This is a genomic window from Lacimonas salitolerans, assembly GCF_042677865.1.
GTDB classification, from domain to species: domain Bacteria; phylum Pseudomonadota; class Alphaproteobacteria; order Rhodobacterales; family Rhodobacteraceae; genus Lutimaribacter; species Lutimaribacter salitolerans.
On the sequence record NZ_JBHUDD010000157.1, the window covers coordinates 51,882 to 73,618 of the forward strand.

A 21,737-nucleotide genomic window follows, 5' to 3' on the forward strand; every position below is an offset into this window, starting at 1 on the left:
CATGAGCGTGACCAACCTGAAACCCAATATGGACCACTGGCAGGAGCGCGTCGATCTGGCCGCGGCCTTTCGCTGGACCGCGCGTCTGAACATGCACGAGGCGGTGGCGAACCATTTCTCGCTGGCGATCAACGACGATGGCACCCGGTTCCTGATGAACCCCAACCAGATGCATTTCTCGCGCATCCGTGCGTCCGACCTGATCGTGGTCGATGCCAACGATCCCGAGACCCTGAAAGGGCCGAACGCGCCCGACCCCACCGCCTGGGGACTGCACGGCGGCATCCACCGGCACTGCGCGCACGCGCGCTGCGCGATGCATGTCCATTCGATCCACGCCACGGTGCTGGCCTCGCTTGCCGACAGCCGCCTGCCCCCGATCGACCAGAACTGTGCCACTTTCTTCAACCGCTACGTCATCGACGACGGCTATGGCGGTCTGGCGTTTGAAGAAGAGGGCGAGCGTTGCGCGCGCCTGTTCGACGACCCGAAAAAAAAGGTGATGATCATGGGCAATCACGGTGTGCTGGTGATCGGCGACACCGTGGCCGACACGTTCAACCGCATGTTCTATTTCGAACGCGCCGCCGAAACCTACATCCGCGCGCTGCAGACCGGCCAGCCGTTGCGCGTTCTGCCCGACGAGATTGCAGAAAAGACCGCGCAGGAGCTGGAAGCCTACCCCGAGCAGGATGCCCGCCATCTGGGCGAGCTCAAGGCGATCCTGGATGATGAGGGTGCGAATTACGCCAGCTAGACGTGACGTGACGGAACGTCGCGGCTGCCAATCGGCGCGCGGCGGCGTAAAGCTGCGCGCAAACCAGTCTTGAGGAGGAACAGACATGAGCGACGACATCGTTATCCTGGGCGGCGCACGCACCGCCATCGGCACGTTCGGCGGCAGCCTTGCGGGCACTGCCCCTATCGACACCGCCACCACCGCCGCAAAGGCCGCGATGGAACGGTCGGGCGTCGAGGGCGGCCAGATCGGCCACGTGGTGTTCGGCCACGTCATCAACACAGAACCCCGCGACATGTACCTGAGCCGCGTGGCGGCCATTCAGGCCGGCATCCCCGACACCTCGCCCGCGATGAACGTCAACCGACTTTGCGGCTCGGGCGCGCAGGCGATCGTGTCGGCCACGCAGGCGCTGATGCTGGGCGATGCCGATTTTGCGCTGGCCGGCGGGGCCGAGGCGATGTCGCGCAGCCCCTATATCATCCAGGATCAGCGCTGGGGCGCCAAGATGGGCGATATCAAGACGCTCGACATGATGCTGGGCGCGCTGAACTGCCCCTTCGGCACAGGGCATATGGGTGTGACGGCCGAGAATGTTGCGGGCGAGCATGGCATTTCGCGCGAGGATCAGGATGCGTTCGCACTGGAATCCCAGCGCCGTGCCGCCGCCGCCATCGAAGCCGGGTATTTCAACGACCAGATCGTGCCGGTCGAGGTGCGGGTAAAGCGCGACACGGTGGCGTTCGACACGGATGAGCACCCCAAGGCGACATCGGCCGAGGCTCTGGCCGGTCTGCGCCCCGCCTTCCGCAAGGATGGCAGCGTGACGGCGGGCAATGCCAGCGGCATCAATGACGGGGCCGCCGCCATCGTGCTGGCCCGCGCCAGCGCCGCGCAATCCGCCGGTCTGACACCGAAATTCCGCGTGCTGGGCTATGCCCATGCCGGCGTCCGCCCCGAGGTGATGGGCATCGGCCCGATCCCCGCGGTGGAAAACCTGCTGGCGCGCACCGGGCTCAAGGTCACCGATTTCGACGTGATCGAAAGCAACGAGGCGTTTGCCGCACAGGCAGTCGCGGTCAACAACGGCCTCGGGCTGGACCCTGCCCGCGTGAACCCCAACGGCGGGGCGATCGCACTGGGGCACCCGGTCGGCGCGACCGGCTGTATCGTCACCGTCAAGGCGATGTACGAGCTGGAGCGGACCGGCGGCAGCAAGGCACTGATCACCATGTGCATCGGCGGCGGTCAGGGCATCGCCATCGCGATCGAGCGTATCTGAGCCCGCGACAATCGGCAGGGTGGGCGATCTGCCCACCCGCGCCTTTCAATCAATGCGTATCTGCGCACGGGCCGCACGGCCCTGCGCATCGATCACCGACAGGGCAAGATAGCCCGCGCTGGGGGTCGGCAGGGTAATCTCGCGCCGATGCTGGCCGGTGGCGACAGGCGCGCCGTTGGCAAGCACGGTAAACGGCGCCACCCCGTCGCGCAGTTTCAGGGTCAGCACACCGCTGCCGTTCAGGTCCAGCCGCGCGCCATCAGGCGGGAACGCCAGTTTCGGCGCATTCTGCGCCGGCGCGAACACCGCATCGCGGCTGCGAAACCGTTGCAGGTTCGGCGGCAGCCGATCGTTGGACACCAGCAACGCATCACGCGGCGGAGGCGGCAGCGGGTCGGGGCGCGATTTCAACCGCGCAAAGGCCTGAAACAGCACCGGCGCGGCCAGATCGCCACCAAACGCCCCCGGCACCGGCGTGCCATCGGCGCGGCCCATCCAGACGCCTGCAACGTGCCGCCCGTCGAACCCCACCGCCCAGGCATCGCGATGGCCGTAGGAGGTGCCCGTCTTGTAGGCCAGCCGCATCTGCGCGGCGCCCTTGGGCGGGGCCAGCCCGGCAAGGATATGGCCCACGGACCACGCCGCGCGCGCGCTGGTCAGGCTGCGCGCCGCAACCGCAGAACCATGGCTGCGCAGCGGCACCGCCTGCCCGCCATTGGCCAGCCCGGCGTAGATCTGCACCAGATCATGCAGGCTCAGTCCCACACCGCCCAGGGCCACCGCCAGCCCCGGCCTGCCGCCCGGAATGACCGGCTGCGTCCCGGCCCGCTGCATCGCCGCCACCAGCCGCGCCGGTCCCAGCGCCTGCGTCATCGCCACGGCGGGGATGTTGAGCGAGAGTTGCAGGGCCTGCTCCACCGTCACCTCGCCGCGGAACTGCCCGTCGAAATTCTGCGGCGCATAGCCGCCAAAGCCCATGGGCCGGTCCGGCATCAGGGTCTGCGGATGCGCCAGCCCCTGATCGAACCCCAGCGCGTAGATCAGCGGCTTCAACGTCGATCCCGGCGAGCGCAGCGCCTGCGTCATGTCGACAAAGCCCTGCCTGCGGTCGGCGGTGTAATCCGGCGATCCGACATGGGCCAGAACCTCGCCCGTCCGGTGATCGGCCACCAGCATGGCGATGGACAGCCGGTCGGGGCGACCATGCAGCGCGCTGCGGGCAAGCTGCTCCAACGCGGATTGCAGGGTCGCATCCAGCGTCGTGTCATGGGCCTGCGCGCCCGGATCGGCCTGCACCAGCGCGTCGCCCAGATGCGGGGCCTGCATGGGAAAGGCGCGGCGGGTGGTTGGCACGGGTTCCGACAGGGCAGCCTCGGCGCTGGCATCGTCCAGCACGCCCGCGCGTACCATACGGGCCAGCACCCGGTCGCGCGCTTTGGTGGCAGACTGATGGGCACGGTCGGGGCGGCGGGCCTCGGGCGATTGCGGCAAGGCAACCAGCAGGGCGGCCTGTGCCGGCGTCAGGCGATTCGGTTCCTTGCCGAACCACGCCAGCGTCGCGGCGCGGATGCCCTCGATGTTGCCGCCGAAGGGTGCCCGCGTCAGGTACAGCGACAGGATGTCGTCCTTGCCAAGCAGGCGTTCCAGCGCCAGCGCCAACCGGATCTGGCGCAGCTTGCCCCGCCATGCGCCGGTGCCGCTGTTCTCAAGCAACCGCGCCACCTGCATGGTCAGGGTCGATCCGCCCGAGGTGACGCGCCCGTGCCACACGGCCTGCGCCGTGGCGCGGATCATCGCCAGCGTATCAACACCTGCGTGGCGGTAGAACCGCTTGTCCTCATAGGCCAGCAGCATCGCCAGATAAGCCGGATCGACCTGCGCCGGGGTGGCCCCCAGCCGCCAGCGCCCATCCTCGACCGGGTAGGCGCGCAAAAGCTGCCCGTTCCGGTCGCGGATTTCCACCGATTGCGCAACGAGCGTGGGCGGCAATGTGGTCGCGTCGATCCATCTGTCCGCCGAATCGCGCAGCCCCGCCCCGGCCCACAGCAGCGCCGTTACGAGGATCAGCGCGCGCCAGATCACGGAGTCACTGCAACGCTGCCCGTATCGGTGCGGGCGCGATACTGCGGGCGATACATATCCTCGACCGTGGCGGCGGGGTGGTGATAGCGCCCCGGTGTAGTGGCCCGCGCGATATAGGCCAGCGTGAACGGATTGCTGCCGGTCCAGTCCACCGCCGCAAGAAAGCGGTCGGCGCGGAATTCGGCATGCTGCGCCTCGGCCGTGTCCAGCCAATCGAGCGCGCGGATGTCACCGCTGCGCAACAGGTTGGGGTTGTCGATCTCGAACCCCGCCGGCAGCGGGTCGTTGACCATCAGACGCGCGCCGGTGGGCTGGAACGGAGTGATGCGCAGAACGGCGACCATGCGGGTGCCGGTGGCCACGCTGGCAGGGTCGATGACGTTCCCGTCCATGTCGAAATACTGCCGCTCGATCGCATAGCCGTAGCCGCCTGCCGGGTCGGGCTGCTGCGGGACGCCAAGCGTGGTCAGGGTGACACGCGCGTCGCCCGCCCCGGTGTTGGACAGGGTCAGGGGCTGCGCCAGATCATCGGCAAAGCGGCGCACCAGCGGCCCGGTTGGGGCCTGCCCGTTCAGCAGCAAGCCATCGGTCGGGTCATCCACCAGCGCGCGGGCGGCCATCAGGGTCCATGCGGCCTCTTGCGTGGAGGGCTGGCCGCTGTTCTGCGCCACATAGGTGGTCAGGGCTGCGCGGTCTATCGCCGTGCTGCCCGCCTCGGACGCCAGCGCCAGCAGGCCCGCCGCATCGCGCAGCGGGGTGCCATAATCCGCGCGCCACAGGGGCGGCTCGTCCGTGCCAAGTTGCGGGGTCAGCTTGCGCGCGGCGGTAGAGAACATCGCATCCGCCCGCGTCTGATCACCATAGGCGGCCAGCGCCGCCCCCAGTTGCGCCGCCGCCAGCGGGGTGGCAAAGGCATCGGCCTTTTCATCCGCATAGTAGCGCAGATCGCCCATGTTCGCCGCGCCTTCACGGGCCAGAACAAGCAGCGCATAGGCCAGCGCCTCGCCGCCGTCGTCGAAATCCGGGGTATAGTTGACGCGGTTGCGCAGGTTGTCCAGCGCGCTGCGCAGGGCCAGATCGGGCACGTCATGGCCAGCGGTGCGGGCACGCGACAGAAAGTCTGTCACATAGGCGTCGAGCCAGAAATCCCCGCCCTCGGCCCGCCACAGCCCGAACCCGCCGCCCGAGGCCTGACGGGTCAGGATGCGCGCCGTCGCCTGCGTGATCTGCGCGTCGATCTGCGCGCGGTTGCCAAGGCCAAGCAGCTCGGCGACCGAGGACAGATAGAGCAGCGGCAACGCCTGGCTGGTGATCTGCTCGGTGCAGCCGTAGGGATAGCCATCCAGCCGCGCCAGCAGGCCCGGCACATCCAGCTGCGCCAAAGGCCCGGCCGACAGCATCGCCTGCCCGGTGCCGGGGCGATACTGCGCCAGAACATCGGCGTCAAAGGACAGGGTTTCGCCCGGGGCCAGCGTGATTTGCCGCGTCCTGGCGGTTTCGGGGTCGTTCGCGCGCACCGGCAGGGTCAGGGACTTGGTCAGTTGCCTGCCAACCGGCGTGGTCAACGCGATGCGGATCTCGTGATCGCCCACATCCTGCGCGGTTATCGGCACCGACAGCACCTGCTTGCCCTGATCGGTCAGGGTGATCTGCGACGGGATCGCAGCGGCATCCAGCGTTACACCATCCGCCGTCACCTCCAGTCCCATCTGCCCAGACGGCCCGGTGGTGTGGATCACTTCCAGCAGCAGGCGGCTGTCATCGCCGGGCGACAGGAATTGCGGCAGGCTGGCGGTCACGACCACCGGGTCAGCAACCACCACATCGGCCTGCGCCTGCCCCACGGCGCGCGGGCTCCAGGCCACGGCCATCAGGCGGACGGTGCCGTTGAAATCCGGCAGGTCAAAGCTGACCTCGGCCCGGCCATCCGCGTCCACGGTAACCGGACCGGTGAAATAGGCCACCAGTTCCTCGGTCGGGGGCGGGCTTTGCATCTGAAGGGCCGATCCGGCATCGCCGCCCGACCGGACCTGCCCCATCGCGCCGTTCAGACCGTCGATCAGACGGCCATAGACATCGCGGATTTCCACGCCGAGGCGGCGTTGGCCGAAATAGTGTTCGGCAGGATCGGGAGACTCAAACCCGGTCAGGTTCAGGATGCCCAGATCGACCGCGGCAAGGGTGACATGGGCGGTCTCGCCCGCGGTCACGTCCTCCACCTGCACCCCGGCGACCAGTGGCCCGCGCGGGTCGGCGCGGTCGGGCGCGTCGATGCTGACCTGCAACAGGCGATCGCCACGTTCAACCGAGGCATGGACCAGACCCAGCGCACGCGCTGGATTGCGGCCTGCGGCCACATCCATCGGCCGGATCGCCTGCGCCGCGACATAGACACCCGCGCCCCACTCATCGGTCACGGGCAGGTCGATCAGGTTTTCGCCCTCGGTCAGGTCAACCGCCTGCATCGACACCACACGGTTCGACATCACCGTGACCAGCGCCTTTCCGGGCGAACGCGGCACCACGCGGAGCCGCGCGGTATCGCCGGGGCGATAACCTGACTGATCCATCGACACCTCAAGCATGTCCGGTGTCGTCGCCGGATTGGCGGGCGCGTACCACCCGGCATGGAAATCGACGGACGAGGCGGTATAGGGACCGCTGCTTTCCACGACCAGCTCGTACCGGCCCCAATCGACGGATGCAGAGATCGCCTGCGGCTCGGTGCCCAGCATGACGGTGCCACTGGCCACGCGGCTGCGGGTCGTCACCGGCTCCCACTGCCAGTCACCGTATTGGGAATACCATTGATAGCGCGTTTCGACCCGGTTCAGCACCCAGTCTGCCTGTATCGGCGCGGTGGCGATCAGGGTGAAATCGGCATTGCTGCCCTGCGACAGCACATCGTCGAACCCCGGTTTGATCCCGATCAGAGGCGTTGTGGCGGCCAGCGCGCGGGTGATGCGGCGTTCGACCGGGCGGCCCGAGCCTTCGGTCACGCGGATGTCCACCCGCGCCTCGGCCGGGCCTGTGTAATCGCCCGTTTCGGGGAACTGCAACGGCAGCACCGCGCGGCCCTGCGCATCGGTGCGGACAGTGTCCAGCCCGGTCGCGCGGCCACGAAACGTGTCGTCATACCGCCCAAAGACATAGCCGGGATGATCGGGCAGGCTGCGGCTGGGCAGCAGACGCAAGGTGCCCTCGACCGCCAGATCGACCCCGGGCGCGCCAAACAGATAGCGCGCATTGACCGTCACCGCAGGCGCGTCGGCGGGGCGCAAGGGGCCGTCGGGCAGGGTCAGGTCGAAATCGATACGCTCGGGCAGGAAATCCTCGACCAGCAGATCGGTGGCGGCGATGGCGGGCGCATCCGGGTCGGCCCGCAGCTCCAGCCGCCATGTGCCGCGCGGGGCGGTCTGCGCGACCGGCAGGGCGAACACATGCCCGCCCGCGCTGTCGTTGTCCGACAGGGTGCGCGAATACTCGACCCCGTCGGGCCGCGTCAGGATCGCGGTGAGCGGCAGGCCGGGGATCGCCTGCGCCTGCCCGTCGCGGACAAGGGCAGTGGCATGGATCACCTCGCCTGCGCGATAGGCCCCGCGATCGGTAGTCAGGAAGGCGTCGATCGGGCCGGGGGCCTCGCGCCCCTCAACGCCCCGGTCGGACAGATCGAACGCCGGATCCGTGAGCGACAGAAAGGCCATATCGGTATCGCCATCGCTGACCGTGACCAGCGCAGGCGCCGCCCCGCCACTGCCGCGCATCAGCCCCGGCGAAAAACTGGCCAGCCCCATCGCATCGGTGGTAGCAGAGCCCAGCACACGGTTGGATTGCGCGATCAGCGTGACGGTCAGCCCTTCACGCGGGGCGGCATCGCCAAGACCGCGCACCAGCACATGCAGCCCGTCGGTGCCCGACAGGGTGGTCACACCCAGATCGGACAGCACGAACCACTGCGTTGCCCCCGGATCGTCATAGCCATCGACACCGGGAACCGAGGCGGACAGCGCATACAGCCCCGGGGCCAGATCGGCCACGATGTCGCCCATCGGCAGACGCGTGGTCATGTCGGCGTTCAGGGTATTCTGCACCTCGCCCTGCCCTTGCCAGACCTGCTCACCCACTTGGTCCGCGAACTGCGCACGCTCCCATTGCGACAGGCGGTTGCCGAACAATCCGTTCTGCATGGTCCGCAGCAGGTTGCGGTCATCGACCCGGCGCAGGGTCAGGCCCAGCGTGTCCAGATTGACTGTCTGCACCGGCAGCGCCGCATCGGCCCCGCGCGGCAGCACATAGGCACGGCCCGGAAACACGATTGATGGCGCGCGGTCACGCACATAAAGCCGCAGGTCAACGTCCTTGATCAACGTCTCGCCGGTGGCATCGGGCAGACCTTGCCGAAAGGTCAGGGCATAGCGTTCGCCATGGGACAGCCCGGAGATGCAGATCTGCCGCCCCTCGGCCTGCACCGCCATGGTGGCGTCGGGCAGGCGGATGTAGTCGGCATACTCGACCCCGTGTTGCGCCAGCGGCTCGGAAAACTCGGCGCAGATGCGCGGATCGGCCAGATCGCTTTCAACCCGGCTGTCGGTGATGCGAAAGCCGTACTTGCCCACGGCCTCCTCCAGCAAATCGGCAAGATCGTCGCGCGGTTGCAGGCTTTGCGCCAGTCGCAGCGCCGGGATCATGTCGCGACCGCGAAAACTCGCTTCGAGCGCGCGGGCAAGGGTTTCCAACGCGCTGACCTGCTGGCCGGCCGTGGCGGCGCGCAGATAGGCGTTGATGGCAGCAGGCAGGGCCCGCTGGCGATAGGTGGCCGTGTTGTTGTCGGTCCGGACCTGCAACCCCAGCCGGGCATACTCGGCCCACAGATCGCTGCGGTCCGCATGTGCCAGCGCGCCCCCGGTCCAGCGAAAGGCGTTTATGAGATCCTGCGCGGCGCGGCGTTCTGCGGCGGCCTCAAGCATCCGGTCAAGCGTGTGTTGCCCCGATGGGTGCAGCGTGCCGATGGTGGCGGCCAGATCGCGGGCCGCGTCCAGCGTGTCCGCACCAAGGTAGGACAGATCGGCGGCACGGGTCTGGCCGAGCGTCAGCGCCTGAGGATCGGTGTTGCGCCGCTCGGCCGAAACCGCGCCCTGATAGTCCACGCGCTGATCGATGCCGGTCTTGGGAAAACAGGCGTTCGAGCGGCTGTTGAAGGTGAAGGCCACGCAGCGCGTATCGGCGCGACAGGCACGCTCGCAAGCCTCGACCGTGGTGTTGAACAGCGCCTGCAGGTCGCCGCCATAGAAATCCGTGTCGCGGGTGACGATGAACCGTTCGGACGGCATTGCCGATTGCGCGATCGCGCCCCCCGGCAGCAAGGTCAGAGCGACGACAAGGGCGGCGAAAATGGGGCGCATGGCAAATCTCCGAAGCTATGCGTGCATGGTGACAGCGGGGACGAGTCGGCGCAACGCCCAACCCCTGCCCCGATTAACGACATATTCACCACAGGGGCGGAATTTGGGCGCCATGGGAGTCGCGACAGATCACGTCGGAGAACGGGCATGAGCCTTGCCAACAAACTGGCAGAAGAGCGCCGCGCAAGGCTGGCGGCGGAACGCCTGCTTGAGCTCAAGCAGGCAGAGCTGTTTGCCGCCAACCGCAAACTGGGCCAGCACGCCAAGCAGTTGTCGGATGAAATCACCGAAACCCGCGCCCAAGTGGAAACCATCAAGGACGAGAATCTGCGCGTCAAATCCGACCTGACCGAAGCCCGACAAAAGATCGAGATCGCAGAGCGCCGCCTGTGGCTGTCGATCGAGACGATTCAGGACGGTTTCGCCTTTTTCGACGCGGATGACCGGATGATCGCGGCCAATAATGCCTATGTGGGCTTTTTCGACGGGCTGGAAGAGATCCAGACCGGCATCACCTATCCGCGCATCCTGCAACTGCTGACAGAAGAAGGGATCGTGAACATCGGCGATATGAATCCCGCCGAATGGCGTGCCATGATGATGAAGCGCTGGCAATCGCCCAACCCGGAACCCTTTGTCATCCGCACATTCGACGATGCCTATATCAAGCTGATCGATCAGCGCGGGCATGGCGGCGACGTCGTCAGCCTTGCGCTGAACATCACGGCTGCGGTGCGCTACGAATCCGAACTGCGCGAGTCCCGCAAAAAGGCCGAGGCCGCGAACCGCGCGAAATCGGCCTTTCTGGCCAACATGTCCCACGAAATCCGCACGCCGATGAATGGCGTGGTGGGCATGGCAGAACTGTTGTCCGATACCCGCCTGACCGAAGAACAGCAGCTTTATGTCAACACCATCCGCAACTCGGGCGAGGCACTGCTGGTGATCATCAACGACGTGCTGGACTACTCCAAGATCGAGGCGGAGAAGCTGGCGCTGCACCCGGAACCCTTTGATCTGGAACGCTGCATTCATGAGATCGTGATGCTGTTGCAGCCTGCGGCTCGCGACAAGGGGCTGGATATCCTGATGGATTACGACCTGTTCCTGCCCACGATGTTCGTCGGCGATCCGGGGCGCATCCGGCAGGTTCTGACCAACCTGATGGGCAACGCGGTCAAGTTCACCGTCTCGGGCCATGTGCTGGTGCGGGTGGTGGGCATGACCGGCGACAATGACGAATGCCATCTGCACATCACGGTCGAGGATACCGGGATCGGCATTCCGCCCGACAAGGTCGATCATGTATTCGGCGAGTTCAACCAGGTCGAAAGCGAGCGCAACCGACAGTTCGAAGGCACCGGGCTGGGGCTGGCGATTTCGCGTCGTCTGATCGGGTTGATGGGCGGCAACATTTGGGTCGACAGCGAGGAAGGGCGCGGATCATCCTTCGGGTTCAAGCTGGTTCTTCCGGTGGCCGAGGCCCATGCCGGTGCCCCCGTTCTGCCCGCCACCCTGCGCCGCGCGCTGGTGGTGGACGACGTCGAGATGAACCGCCGCATTCTGCAAAAACAGATGGAGGTTCTGGGCATCGAAACCGTGCTGTGCGACAGCGGTGCCGCCGCGCTGGAGGCGCTGACAGACGGGTTCGATCTGGTGCTGAGCGATCACAACATGCCCGGGATGGACGGTATGGAACTGGCCGCCACGATCCGCGCGCGCGGCGGCGATATGCCGATCCTGATCCTCAGCTCCAACCCCACGCTGGCCGAGAATGACCCGGCCCGCGCCCATGTGCAGGCGGTGATGCAGAAACCCACGCCGCGCGCGCATCTGTTCGCCCGGTTGCAGGGGCTGGGCCTGGGCGCGTCAGGCCCGGAACCGGCACAGCCGACACAGGCGGCGACCCCGCCTGCGCCACCTGCGGGGCGCAAGATGCGGGTGCTGGCCGCCGAGGACAACCGCACCAACCGGCTGGTCTTTGGCAAGATGGTGCAGGATCTGGATATCGATCTGGAATTCGCCGCAAACGGCGTCGAGGCGGTGCAGCAGTTCGAAAGCTTCGCGCCGGACATGATCTTCATGGACATCTCGATGCCCACGATGGACGGCAAGACCGCCACCGCCGAAATCCGCAAGCTGCCGGGCGGCGACCTGCCCATCGTCGCGATGACCGCCCACGCGATGGAGGGGGACCGCGAAACCATCCTGGCCGCCGGGCTGGACGACTACCTGCCCAAACCCCTGCGCAAATCCGCGATCTGGGCGGTCATCGCCGCACATTGCCCTGCCGATGCGCGCGATCCGGGCGCAGGTGTGCAACCGGATGCGGCCAGCGCGTGATCAGGCCGCCTTTTCCGCCGCCTCGGCGCTGCGCAGGAACACCGGCTTGTCGGGTTCCGACAGATCGGACTGCCAGACATAGCCGCCCATGTCGAACCCGCGCAGCGAGTCGGGGTCGGTCAGGCGGTTTTCCATGATGAACCGCGCCATCGAGCCACGCGCACGCTTGGCGTAGAAGCTGACAACCTTGGGACCACCCGGCTTGTCCTCAAGGAAAACCGGCGTGATCACCCGCAGCGTCAGCGCGTTCTGATCGACCGCGCCGAAATATTCCTGACTGGCGCAATTGACCAGCGTGCTCGCCCCCACCGCAGCGGCGCGTTCGTTGATCGCACGGGCGATCCGGTCACCCCAGTAGTCATACAGCGTCTTGCCGCGCGGCGTTTTCAGACGGCTGCCCATTTCCAGCCGGTAAGGCTCGATCGCGTCCAGCGGGCGCAGCAAGCCATACAGCCCCGACAGGATGCCGAAATGATCCTGCGCCCAGCGGATCGCATCCGCGTCCAGCGTCGCGGCCTCGAACCCCTGATAGGTGTCGCCCGCAAAGGCGTAGACGGCGGGCTTGGCCTCCATCCCGCCGAAGTCGCGGAACCGTTTGGCATTCAGCTTCGCCAGATTCTCGCTGATGTGCATGAGTTTTTGCAGATCGCCCACGGTCAGCCCCTGCGCCACCCGCGCCAATTCCCGGGCCTGTGCCGTGAATTCGGGCGTTGTGGGGGTGATCCCGTCCACCGGGGACATATCCAGTTTCTTGGCGGGCGATACGACTGCGAACATCTTGGGCCTCCGGGGGATGCTGATTGAACGTGACCTAGTCCTCGGCGCGCAGAACGTCCAGAAACGCCGGGCCGAAACGGTCGAGTTTCTGCTGCCCCATGCCCGGCACCCGGCCCAGATCGGACAGGGTCGCGGGGCGGCGCTCGGCCATGTGGCGCAGGGTCGAGTGTGTGCAGGACATCGGTTTTTCCGTGCCGTCCGCCCCGCGCTGCAATTCCTGCTGAACGGCGATCAGCTTGTCGAACACAGTGCCAGCCGCGCGCCCGGCCAGCTTTTGCCGTGTGGGGTGCATGGCCTCGGACGCGCCGGTGATGATTTCCAGGAAGGCGCGGCCATAGCTGTCCAGCTTCTTGGCCCCGACCCCGTTGATGCGCGCCATCTGGTCCAGATTGGCGGGGCGCTGTTCGGCCATCTCGATCAGGGTGCGGTCGTTGAAGATCATGTAGGCGGGCAGGCTTGCGGCCTCAGCCAGCGCGCGGCGCTTGGCTTTCAGCGCGGACAGCAGCGGCGCATCCTCGTCGCTGACCAGTTCGCGCACGGCGGGGCGGCGGTCTGGCTTGGCCAGGCTGTCGCTGCGCAGGGTGATGGCCTGCTGATCGCGGAGGATCGGCAGGGCGGCGTCGGTCATGGTCAGCGCGCCATGACGTTCCGGGTTGGGGCGGATCAGGTCGTGCCCCATCATCTGCCGGAATATCGCCTGCCATTGCGCGCGGTTGAAATCGCGGCCCACGCCAAAGGTCGGCAGGCGGTCATGGCCCCTTTCACGGATCTTGTCGGTGGTGGTGCCGGTCAGGATGTCGATCAGGTGGCCCGCGCCGAACCATTCCTCGGTGCGCAGGATGGCCGACAGCGCCTTGCGCACGGCTTGCGTGCCGTCAAACGTCTCGGGGGCCTTGTCGCACAGATCGCAGTTGCCACAGGGCGTGGCGGTCTCGCCGAAATAGCCCAACAGGGTCTGACGGCGGCAACCCAATGCCTCGGCCAGCCCCAGAAGGGCGTTCAGCCGCGCGTGATCGGCCATGCGGCGCTCTGGCGGGGCCAGCCCCTCGTCGATCTGGCTGCGGCGCAGGCGGATGTCATCGGGGCCGAACAGGGTCAGGGTTTCGGCCGGGCCGCCATCGCGCCCGGCGCGGCCGATCTCCTGATAGTAGCCTTCGATCGACTTGGGCAGATCGGCATGGGCGACCCATCGGATGTCGGGTTTGTCCACGCCCATGCCAAAGGCCACGGTGGCGACCACGATCAACCCGTCCTCATGCGCAAACCGTGTCTCGACCTGGCGGCGATCCTCGGCCTGCATCCCGCCGTGATAGGCGCAGGCGCTGTGCCCTGCGTCGCTCAGCGCCTGCGCCAGTGTTTCGGTCTTGGCGCGGGTGCCGCAATACACGATGCCCGACTGCCCCTTGCGCGCGGCGGCAAAGGACAGGATCTGCTGGCGCGGGCCGTTCTTGGCGGCAAAGGCCAGGTGGATGTTGGGCCGGTCAAAGCCGCGCAGGAACGCGCGCGGCGGCTGTCCATCGAACAGGCGGGTCACGATCTCTTCCTGCGTTTCGGCATCCGCCGTGGCGGTAAAGGCGGCCAGCGGCACGCCCAGGGCGCGGCGCAATTCCCCGATGCGCAGGTAGTCGGGACGGAAATCATGGCCCCACTGGCTGACGCAATGGGCCTCGTCCACCGCGATCAGCGACACGCCGATGCGCCGCAGCATCCCCATGGCCGACCCGGCGGCCAGCCGTTCGGGCGCGATATACAGCAGCTTCAGCCGCCCCTCGTCCAGCGCCTGCCAGACGGCATCGGTTTCCTCGTCCGTGTTGCCCGAGGTCAGCGCGCCTGCCTCGACCCCGGCCTGCCGCAGGGCACGGACCTGATCGCGCATCAGCGCGATCAGCGGCGAGATCACCACCGTCACCCCGTCGCGCATCAGCGCGGGCAGCTGAAAGCACAGCGATTTGCCCCCGCCCGTGGGCATGATGGCCAGCACGTTTTCGCCCGCCGCCACGGCCTGCACGATCTCTTCCTGCCCGGGGCGGAAGGCATCGAAACCGAAAATGTCGCGCAAAAGGCCGGTGGCCGTGGTCATGGGAACCCCGTCAATTGATCCAGATATGGTCAGTCACGGGTATCTCATACCAAGATTTGGGGAAGCAAGGCCATTTCGCCCCGCCTGCGTATTACCGCAGCAGCAGTTCCGGCAGGATGAAGTCGCGCAACGAGATGATGATGATGAACACCACCAACGGGGCCAGATCCAGCGGTCGGGTGTCGGGCAGGATGCGGCGGATCGGCTCGTAGATCGGCTCCAGCAGCCGGTTCAGACCGTACCAGATCTGCCCCACAAGTTGCTGATTCACGTTCAGCACGTTGAAATTGATCAGCCAGCTCATGATGATATGGGCCAGCAGGATGAAGAAGATCACATCGAGGATCAGGGCCAGCGGGCCATACAGTGCCATCATGCGCGAATACCTTTCGTTGTTGGCGCCAGAGGTAAGCCGCCGCGCGCCCGAGGGCAAGAGTGCCGCGCCGTTCCTGTTGACCTTTGGCCCGCACCAAGGCAATCGGCCCGGCACAGGAGGCCCTGATGTATCCGTTCATTCGCCTTGCCACCCAGTGGCGCCGCGCCCGCCGCATGCCCGACCTGCCGCTGGACGGCGTGCACGTGTCGCATCACCTGTGCTTGCCGTGGGATCTGGACCCGTTCAACGAGCTGAACAACGGTCGCACCCTGACGCTCTATGACACCGGGCGCATCCCGCTGGCCCATCGCATCGGGTTGCTGGCCGCGCTGCGCGACAATGGCTGGGGGCTGACCATTGCCGGGGCCTGCATCCGCTATCGCCGCCGGGTGCGGATGTTCGACCGGGTCGAGATGCGCAGCCGGGTGCTGTACTGGGACCATCGGTTCATGTATCTGGAACAATCGATGTGGTGCGAGGCCGAGTGCACCAGCCATGTGCTTTATCGTGCGGCGACGGTGGATGAAAACGGCATCGTCGGCACCGACCGTCTGCTGGCGGCCCTTGGTCATCCGGGGGCGCAATGCACCCTGCCCGACTGGGTGGCCAAATGGATCACCGCCGAGGATGCCCGGCCCTGGCCGCCAATGCAGGATTGACGCGAAACGCACTGTCTTGCCAGTGACATGCTTTGCCGCTCTTATGCCCCTTGACCAACGGGGGATCGGGCATGGCAACGGCGACACAGCGCAAACGGATCTGGGGCTGGTATTTCTTTGACTGGGCCAGCCAGCCCTACAACACGCTGCTGATCACCTTCATCTTTGCGCCCTATGTCAAGGAACTGATGGACGACGGCGCGGCGGCGCAGACGGCCTGGGGCTTTGGCATCGGGGCGGCAGGCTTTGTCATCGCCATTCTCGCCCCGGTTCTGGGCGCGCTGTCGGATCTGTCGGGCAACCGCATGCGCTGGATCTGGGGATTCTCGCTGCTGTATGTGGTCGGAGCCTACGGGCTGTGGTGGGCCGCGCCCGGGGATTTCAACCTGTACCTGATCCTGCTGTCCTTTGCGATCGGCATGATCGGGATGGAGTTCGCCACGATCTTTACCAATTCCATGCTGCCCGACCTTGGCCCGCGCGATCAGATCGGGCGGATTTCCGGCAACGGCTGGGCCTTTGGCTATGCCGGGGGGCTGGTGGGGCTGGTGATCATGCTGCTGTTTCTGGCCGAAAGCGCGGACACCGGAAAGACCTTTATCGGTCTCGATCCGATATTCGGGCTGGATGCAGAGGCGCGCGAAGGCACCCGCGCGGTCGGACCCCTGACCGCGATCTGGTATGCCGTCTTCATGATCCCGTTCTTCCTGTGGGTGCGCGACCCCAAACCCACCCGGGCCCCGCGCGGCGCGGTCAAGAAGGCGCTGGCCGAGGTCGTGGCCACGGTGCGCGCTTTGCCGCAGTTTCCATCGCTCTTTGCCTATCTGGGCAGTTCGATGTTCTACCGCGACGCGCTGAACGGGATGTATGTGTTCGGCGGTATCTACGCGGCGGGGGTGCTGGAGTGGTCGGTGGTCGATACCGGCATTTTTGGGATCGTGGCCATCATCACCGGCGCGATCTTTGCCGTGATCGGCGGGCGTGCGGATGACCGGTTCGGGCCAAAGCCGGTAATCGCGGCCTGCATCCTCGTGCTGACCTTCGTGGCGATATCCATCGTCTTCATCTCGCGCGACAGCGTCTATGGCATCGTGGTCGGGGCGGACTCGTCCCTCCCCGACATCGCGTTCTACGTCATGGGCGCGCTGATTGGCGCTGCGGGCGGGGTCATTCAGGCCGCCAGCCGCACCATGATGGTCCGGCAGGCCCATCCCGACCGCATGGCCGAGGCATTCGGCCTCTATGCGCTGGCAGGCAAGGCGACCTCGTTCCTGGCGCCGACGGCGATCGCCATAACCACGGCGGCCACTGGCAGCCAGCAGTTGGGCGTTACACCGCTCATCGCCCTTTTCCTTGTCGGCCTTATCCTGCTAGCATTGGTCAAACCGCAAGGGGATCATGCCGATGCTGCGTAACCTGACGATTGCCGCTCTGGTGATGGGCCTTGCCGCCTGCGGCAACGCGGGCAGCGATTCCCGCAACGCGGCACCTCGGGTCTCGACCCAGCAAGAGATTCCGCAATCGATGCGCGGGGTCGAGGCACGGCAGCTTTTCGGCGCGGCCCCGGCCGGTTCGAGACAGCAATCGGAACCCATCGGCGGCTATGCCAAGGGCTGTCTGGCGGGCGGTGTGCAACTGGCCGAAACCGGCCCGACATGGCAGGCAATGCGGCTCAGCCGCAACCGCAACTGGGGCCACCCCGAGGCCATCGACTTCATCCAGAAACTCAGCGCCAAGGCAGCACAGCAGCCCGGCTGGAACGGCTTGTATGTCGGTGATATCAGCCAGCCGCGCGGCGGCCCGATGCTGACCGGTCACCGCAGCCATCAGAACGGTATGGATCTGGACATCTGGATGCTGCCTGCCAGCCGTCTGAACCTGTCGCGGCAGGAGCGAGAGAACCTGTCTTCGATCTCTTTGCGTCGCGCCAACGGGGCCTATGTGAACGACAACTGGACCAAAGCGCATCACGAGATCATGAAGGCCGCCGCCCAGGACCCAAGGGTCGAGCGGATCTTCGTCTTTCCCGGCGCCAAGGTGAAGATGTGCGAGGACGAGACCGGCGATCGCGCCTATCTGCGCAAGATCCGGCCATGGTACGGGCATCACTATCATTTCCACGTCCGGCTGACCTGCCCGCGCGGCGCACGCAATTGCGAGCCGCAGGATCCCATCCCCGCCGGGGATGGCTGCGCCGATGCCAAACAGTGGCAGCGCAATATCCTGAACCCGCCGCCGCCCGATCCGTCGGCCCCCGCGCCGCAACCGCGCCGCGAATACACGCTGGCCGATCTGCCCAATCAATGTGTTTCGGTTCTGCAATCCGACTGATGCGCGCAGCCATTGCCCTTTGCCTGCTGACCGCCTGCGCGGACGGGTCGGATGCGCCCGCCCGGTTCCTTGGAGCCTATACATGGCAGGTCGAGGATGCAGAGTTCGGCGGGTTTTCCGCGATGCATCTGTCCGACGACGGAATCGGCGTTATCGCCGTCAGCGATCGCGGCATGATCCTGCGTGGTCGGATCGAGCGGCAGGACGATGCCATCACCGGCGTGCAGATCGACGATTTTGCCGCCATCCGCACGGACCTGCCCGCAGGTCAGCCATCCATGCGCGACAGCGAAGGTCTGGCGGTCGCGCCGGATGGCACGACCTATGTGAGTTTTGAAGGCATCACCCGGGTGCTGCGCCTGTCGCCGGATGGCCCTGCGACCCGCCTGCCCGATCACCCGGCCTTTGCAGATCTGCAGGCCAATGCCGCGCTGGAAGCACTGGCGATCGACGCGCAGGGACGGCTGTACACCATGCCGGAAAAATCCGGCGGGCTTGATCTTCCGTTTCCGGTATGGCGGTTCGACGGAACGGGCTGGCAAACGGCGTTCCACATCACGCGCGACCCGGGCTTTTTGCTGGTCGGGGCCGATTTCGGCCCTGATGGACGGCTTTACGTTCTTGAACGCGGCTTCAACGGCATCGGGTTTCGCAGCCGCGTGCGCAGGTTCGACATGCCGTCCAGCGGAACCCGTACAGGAGAGGTGATGTTCGCCGCGCCGGTGTGGCGGCACGACAACCTTGAGGGCATATCTGTCTGGCGGGACGAGCAGGACCGCACCCGGCTGAGCATGATTTCCGACGACAATTTCTTTCGCCTGCAACGCACCGAGATCGTCGAGTACGTCATCGAAAACCCCTTGCAATAAGCGCGGGTGCGGCGTAGGTGCGGCGTGCCCTGCGGTCTGCGGGGCCAAGTCTCCGCAACCTTGTAAAAACGGATCACATCATGACCCGCACCCATCTTCCCGGCATTCTTGCCATGGCCGCCATCGTCGTGGCCTCGAACATCCTTGTGCAATTCCTGTTCGGCCAATGGCTGACCTGGGGGGCCTTTACCTATCCGCTGGCCTTTCTTGTCACCGACGTGATGAACCGCGTCTACGGCGTGGCCGCTGCCCGCCGCGTGGTGGTGGTGGGATTCATCGTCGGTGTGATTTGCTCGCTTGTGGGGACGCAGATCATGCTGCAGGGCGACGGATATACCTATCCTGCCGTGACCCTGCGCATCGCCATCGGCTCGGGGCTGGCGTTCCTTACCGCGCAACTTGTTGATATCGTGGTATTTAATCGCCTGCGCGAGGGGCGGTGGTGGCGGGCACCGCTGGCCTCCACGCTGGTGGGGTCGTCGCTGGATACGGCGCTGTTCTTCACCATCGCCTTTTCCGGCGCGCTGATCTGGCTGGAACCGGCCAATGACGTGTCCTGGGCAGGCGAGGCGCTGCCCCTGCTGGGCCTTGGCCCGACGGTGCCCTTGTGGGTGTCTCTGGCGGTGGCGGACTGGTTGGTCAAGCTGTCGCTTGCGATTTTGGCACTTGTGCCTTTTCGCATCATTGTGGGGACACTTATACCGCGCACCACATGATTTTGTTTTGACAGAACCGATTTCTGTTGGCAGGCTACAGATAGTATCAACAGCAGAAAGGAGGTGCTCTAGTGTCTAATGGGATGTTGGAGAGAGGTGTCGGAACAGTTCAGGGGGCGCAAGTCTGAGGCAGCCCTTGGGCGTGCCGAACCTGAATTGGTGGTTCATACCTAACCGAGGCCACCTCCGAATTCTGTGGGGCCGTCCGAGCGATCGGGCGGCCCTTTCCGCTTTTCAGGGGTCGCACAAATCATGCACACTGCGTGCACAGACCATACATACGCGATTTGCGCACGCAGGCCACGCCAGAGGATGCGTCGGTGCGCAAGGGAACAGAGCCATGCTGCACATCAGCGACAAGATCACCATCGAAGACTGGGAGCTGACCGAGCAGTTCATCCGCGCCAGCGGGCCGGGCGGGCAGAATGTGAACAAGGTCAGCTCGGCGGTGGAGCTGAGGTTCGAGGCTGCGCGCTCGCCCAACCTGACGGGGGCGATCAAGGCGCGGCTGAAACGGCTGGCCGGGCGGCGCTGGACCAAGGAAGGCGCGCTGGTGATCCAGGTCGATGAGACACGCAGCCAGGCCCGCAACCGCGAGATCGCGCGCGACCGTCTGGCCGCCCTGATTGAACAGGCCACCCATGCCCCCAAGCGGCGCATCGCCACGCGGCCCACGCTGGGCGCAAAAAAGCGCCGGATCAAGGCCAAGAAGGTGCGCGGCGAGGTCAAGGCCCTGCGCGGCAAGGTGACCGGCGAGGAGTGACAGACCCGAGAATTTTCATCCGAAAATTCTCGTGGGTCGGCGGCCGGGGGATGCGAGATTTTTCGTACGAAAAATCTCGGGTGCGTCACCGCGAGCGGGTGAGTTCCAGAAACACCTCTTCCAGATCCGCCTCGGCGGTTTTCACGTCGCGGATGGAGATTCCGGCGGCGTGGACCGCGTCCAGCACCGCCTCGGCCGGGGTGTCGGCGGCGCGGTAGGTGATGACGATGGCCCCGTCGGCCCGTTTCGTCACCGTCATGCCCGGCCCCGACGGCAGGGTTTCCGCCGCGCTGGCCGGGTGAATCACCATGGTCTTGCGGTCGATCCGGCCCAGCAGGTTGGCGGTGCTGTCCTGCGCCACCTTTTCCCCGTTGTTGATGATGGCGATCTCGTCGCACATCTCTTCGGCTTCTTCCAGGTAATGCGTGGTCAGGATGATGGTCATGCCCTGTTCGTTCAGCTTGCGCACATTGGCCCAGAGCATCTGGCGCAGTTCGATGTCCACACCGGCGGTGGGTTCGTCCAGCACAAGGATATGCGGGCTGTGCACCAACGCCTTGGCCAGCAGCAGCCGCCGTCGCATGCCGCCCGACAGGGTGCGGGCATAGGCCTCGGCCTTGTCCTCCAGCCCGACCAGCGCAAGTATCTCGTCGCTGCGGCGCTGCGATTTCGGCACGCCGTAAAGACCCGCCTGCACCTCGAGGGCGGCGCGGGGCGTGAAGAAGGGATCGAGGTTGAGTTCCTGCGGCATCACCCCGATGGCCGCGCGCGACTGGCGCGGGTTCACATCCTGATCAAAGCCCCAGATCCGTACCTGACCGGCGGTTTTCACCACCAGCCCGGCCAGGATGTTGATCAGCGTCGACTTGCCTGCCCCGTTCGGCCCCAGCAGGCCAAAGACCGACCCTTGCGGAATCGTCAGGTCGATGTCCTTGAGCGCCTCCTTGGGGCCGGTGCCTTTCTGGCCGGCATAGGTCTTGCGCAGGCCGTTGATTTCGATGGCGTTGCCGGTCATGGCGGTCTTGCCCCTTTTCGCTGCTTCGCCCATAAGGGGCTAACCCAAGAGCTGCCGAAAGGGAATGTGCCCGATGACGATTGATGCCCCGGAAACCAAGGTTGTGGACAGCTGGCGCATCGCCTGTGACGGGGGCGGGGTCGCGCTGGGTCATCCGCGCGTCTGGTTGCAGATTCCGCATGAAACCGGTTTTGTGGAATGCCCCTATTGCGATGCGAAATACGTGCACCGTGACTTCGAGGGCAAGGTCTGAACCGCGGGCGCGGGCGTTTGCGGCACGCTGGGGAGCCTCCGGCGGGAGTT

General features: G+C 66.0%; 16 protein-coding genes. 10 read left to right on the top strand and 6 right to left on the bottom strand.

Features of this window, described 5'->3' with window-relative positions; genetic code table 11:
• Position 1 precedes the first annotated feature (1 nt).
• Both ACFTOW_RS18400 and ACFTOW_RS18405 read left to right on the top strand, forming a co-directional pair.
• Complete coding sequence (locus ACFTOW_RS18400; RefSeq protein WP_379918466.1) at positions 2 to 757, top strand: class II aldolase and adducin N-terminal domain-containing protein; 756 nt, start codon at positions 2 to 4, stop codon at positions 755 to 757.
• Between the two features lie 85 nt (positions 758 to 842).
• Positions 843 to 2,021, top strand: a complete 1,179-nt coding sequence (locus ACFTOW_RS18405; protein ID WP_379918468.1) for an acetyl-CoA C-acyltransferase family protein — start codon at positions 843 to 845, stop codon at positions 2,019 to 2,021.
• A gap of 45 nt (positions 2,022 to 2,066) precedes the next feature.
• On the opposite strand, the gene pbpC is transcribed toward ACFTOW_RS18405, so the two are convergent.
• The gene (gene pbpC, locus ACFTOW_RS18410; RefSeq protein ID WP_379918470.1) at positions 2,067 to 4,103 is read right to left on the bottom strand and encodes a penicillin-binding protein 1C; all 2,037 of its coding nucleotides are present in this window, start codon (positions 4,101 to 4,103) and stop codon (positions 2,067 to 2,069) included.
• A complete protein-coding gene (locus ACFTOW_RS18415; protein WP_379918472.1) occupies positions 4,100 to 9,505 on the bottom strand; it encodes an alpha-2-macroglobulin family protein in 5,406 nt (1,801 codons plus the stop codon). The genes pbpC and ACFTOW_RS18415 overlap by 4 nt, the downstream gene beginning before the upstream one ends.
• Positions 9,506 to 9,652: 147 nt before the next feature.
• Here ACFTOW_RS18415 and ACFTOW_RS18420 point away from each other — a divergent pair, with 147 nt between their 5' ends.
• Positions 9,653 to 11,848 (top strand): response regulator, encoded by a 2,196-nt coding sequence (locus ACFTOW_RS18420; RefSeq protein ID WP_379918474.1) that lies wholly within the window; start codon positions 9,653 to 9,655, stop codon positions 11,846 to 11,848.
• On the opposite strand, the gene yaaA is transcribed toward ACFTOW_RS18420, so the two are convergent.
• From yaaA to ACFTOW_RS18435, 3 genes are all read right to left on the bottom strand, one after another.
• Complete coding sequence (yaaA, locus tag ACFTOW_RS18425) at positions 11,849 to 12,625, bottom strand: peroxide stress protein YaaA (protein WP_379918476.1); 777 nt, start codon at positions 12,623 to 12,625, stop codon at positions 11,849 to 11,851.
• A 34-nt stretch (positions 12,626 to 12,659) separates the two neighbouring features.
• Positions 12,660 to 14,705 carry a DNA helicase RecQ gene (gene recQ, locus ACFTOW_RS18430; protein WP_379918478.1) on the bottom strand — a complete coding sequence of 682 codons (2,046 nt, stop codon included), beginning with the start codon at positions 14,703 to 14,705 and terminating at the stop codon, positions 12,660 to 12,662.
• 91 nt (positions 14,706 to 14,796) lie between these two features.
• Complete coding sequence (locus ACFTOW_RS18435; RefSeq protein ID WP_379918480.1) at positions 14,797 to 15,081, bottom strand: YggT family protein; 285 nt, start codon at positions 15,079 to 15,081, stop codon at positions 14,797 to 14,799.
• A gap of 125 nt (positions 15,082 to 15,206) precedes the next feature.
• Here ACFTOW_RS18435 and ACFTOW_RS18440 point away from each other — a divergent pair, with 125 nt between their 5' ends.
• From ACFTOW_RS18440 to arfB, 6 genes are all read left to right on the top strand, one after another.
• Entirely contained in the window at positions 15,207 to 15,740 is a 534-nt protein-coding gene (locus tag ACFTOW_RS18440; RefSeq protein ID WP_379918482.1) for an acyl-CoA thioesterase, read from the top strand.
• A gap of 71 nt (positions 15,741 to 15,811) precedes the next feature.
• Positions 15,812 to 17,155 carry an MFS transporter gene (locus ACFTOW_RS18445; RefSeq protein WP_379918484.1) on the top strand — a complete coding sequence of 448 codons (1,344 nt, stop codon included), beginning with the start codon at positions 15,812 to 15,814 and terminating at the stop codon, positions 17,153 to 17,155.
• Entirely contained in the window at positions 17,145 to 18,071 is a 927-nt protein-coding gene (mepA, locus tag ACFTOW_RS18450; protein WP_379918486.1) for a penicillin-insensitive murein endopeptidase, read from the top strand. The genes ACFTOW_RS18445 and mepA overlap by 11 nt, the downstream gene beginning before the upstream one ends.
• Positions 18,071 to 18,940: an esterase-like activity of phytase family protein gene (locus ACFTOW_RS18455; RefSeq protein ID WP_379918488.1), complete on the top strand. Its 870-nt coding sequence runs from the start codon at positions 18,071 to 18,073 to the stop codon at positions 18,938 to 18,940. Before mepA ends, ACFTOW_RS18455 begins: the two co-directional genes overlap by 1 nt.
• An 80-nt stretch (positions 18,941 to 19,020) precedes the next feature.
• A complete protein-coding gene (locus ACFTOW_RS18460; RefSeq protein WP_379918490.1) occupies positions 19,021 to 19,656 on the top strand; it encodes a queuosine precursor transporter in 636 nt (211 codons plus the stop codon).
• A gap of 340 nt (positions 19,657 to 19,996) precedes the next feature.
• Entirely contained in the window at positions 19,997 to 20,419 is a 423-nt protein-coding gene (gene arfB, locus ACFTOW_RS18465; RefSeq protein ID WP_379918492.1) for an alternative ribosome rescue aminoacyl-tRNA hydrolase ArfB, read from the top strand.
• An 85-nt stretch (positions 20,420 to 20,504) separates the two neighbouring features.
• Here arfB and ACFTOW_RS18470 read toward each other — a convergent pair whose 3' ends face one another.
• Positions 20,505 to 21,434, bottom strand: coding sequence for an ABC transporter ATP-binding protein (locus ACFTOW_RS18470; RefSeq protein ID WP_379918494.1), 930 nt, complete (start codon positions 21,432 to 21,434; stop codon positions 20,505 to 20,507).
• A gap of 73 nt (positions 21,435 to 21,507) precedes the next feature.
• On the opposite strand from ACFTOW_RS18470, the gene ACFTOW_RS18475 reads away from it, so the two are divergent.
• A complete protein-coding gene (locus tag ACFTOW_RS18475; protein ID WP_379918496.1) occupies positions 21,508 to 21,687 on the top strand; it encodes a zinc-finger domain-containing protein in 180 nt (59 codons plus the stop codon).
• The last annotated feature ends 50 nt before the right edge of the window (positions 21,688 to 21,737 follow it).

Excerpts from the sequence above, each read along its gene's own strand:
- ACFTOW_RS18400 (WP_379918466.1), top strand. The coding sequence starts at position 2 with ATGAGCGTGACCAACCTGAAACCCAATATGGACCACTGGCAGGAGCGC.
- ACFTOW_RS18420 (WP_379918474.1), top strand. The coding sequence starts at position 9,653 with ATGAGCCTTGCCAACAAACTGGCAGAAGAGCGCCGCGCAAGGCTGGCG.
- ACFTOW_RS18460 (WP_379918490.1), top strand. The coding sequence starts at position 19,021 with ATGACCCGCACCCATCTTCCCGGCATTCTTGCCATGGCCGCCATCGTC.
- recQ (WP_379918478.1), bottom strand. The coding sequence starts at position 14,705 with ATGACCACGGCCACCGGCCTTTTGCGCGACATTTTCGGTTTCGATGCC.
- ACFTOW_RS18455 (WP_379918488.1), top strand. The coding sequence starts at position 18,071 with ATGCGCGCAGCCATTGCCCTTTGCCTGCTGACCGCCTGCGCGGACGGG.
- ACFTOW_RS18405 (WP_379918468.1), top strand. The coding sequence starts at position 843 with ATGAGCGACGACATCGTTATCCTGGGCGGCGCACGCACCGCCATCGGC.
- ACFTOW_RS18445 (WP_379918484.1), top strand. The coding sequence starts at position 15,812 with ATGGCAACGGCGACACAGCGCAAACGGATCTGGGGCTGGTATTTCTTT.
- yaaA (WP_379918476.1), bottom strand. The coding sequence starts at position 12,625 with ATGTTCGCAGTCGTATCGCCCGCCAAGAAACTGGATATGTCCCCGGTG.
- ACFTOW_RS18440 (WP_379918482.1), top strand. The coding sequence starts at position 15,207 with ATGTATCCGTTCATTCGCCTTGCCACCCAGTGGCGCCGCGCCCGCCGC.
- ACFTOW_RS18475 (WP_379918496.1), top strand. The coding sequence starts at position 21,508 with ATGACGATTGATGCCCCGGAAACCAAGGTTGTGGACAGCTGGCGCATC.
- ACFTOW_RS18470 (WP_379918494.1), bottom strand. The coding sequence starts at position 21,434 with ATGACCGGCAACGCCATCGAAATCAACGGCCTGCGCAAGACCTATGCC.
- ACFTOW_RS18435 (WP_379918480.1), bottom strand. The coding sequence starts at position 15,081 with ATGATGGCACTGTATGGCCCGCTGGCCCTGATCCTCGATGTGATCTTC.
- mepA (WP_379918486.1), top strand. The coding sequence starts at position 17,145 with ATGCTGCGTAACCTGACGATTGCCGCTCTGGTGATGGGCCTTGCCGCC.
- arfB (WP_379918492.1), top strand. The coding sequence starts at position 19,997 with ATGCTGCACATCAGCGACAAGATCACCATCGAAGACTGGGAGCTGACC.
- ACFTOW_RS18415 (WP_379918472.1), bottom strand. The coding sequence starts at position 9,505 with ATGCGCCCCATTTTCGCCGCCCTTGTCGTCGCTCTGACCTTGCTGCCG.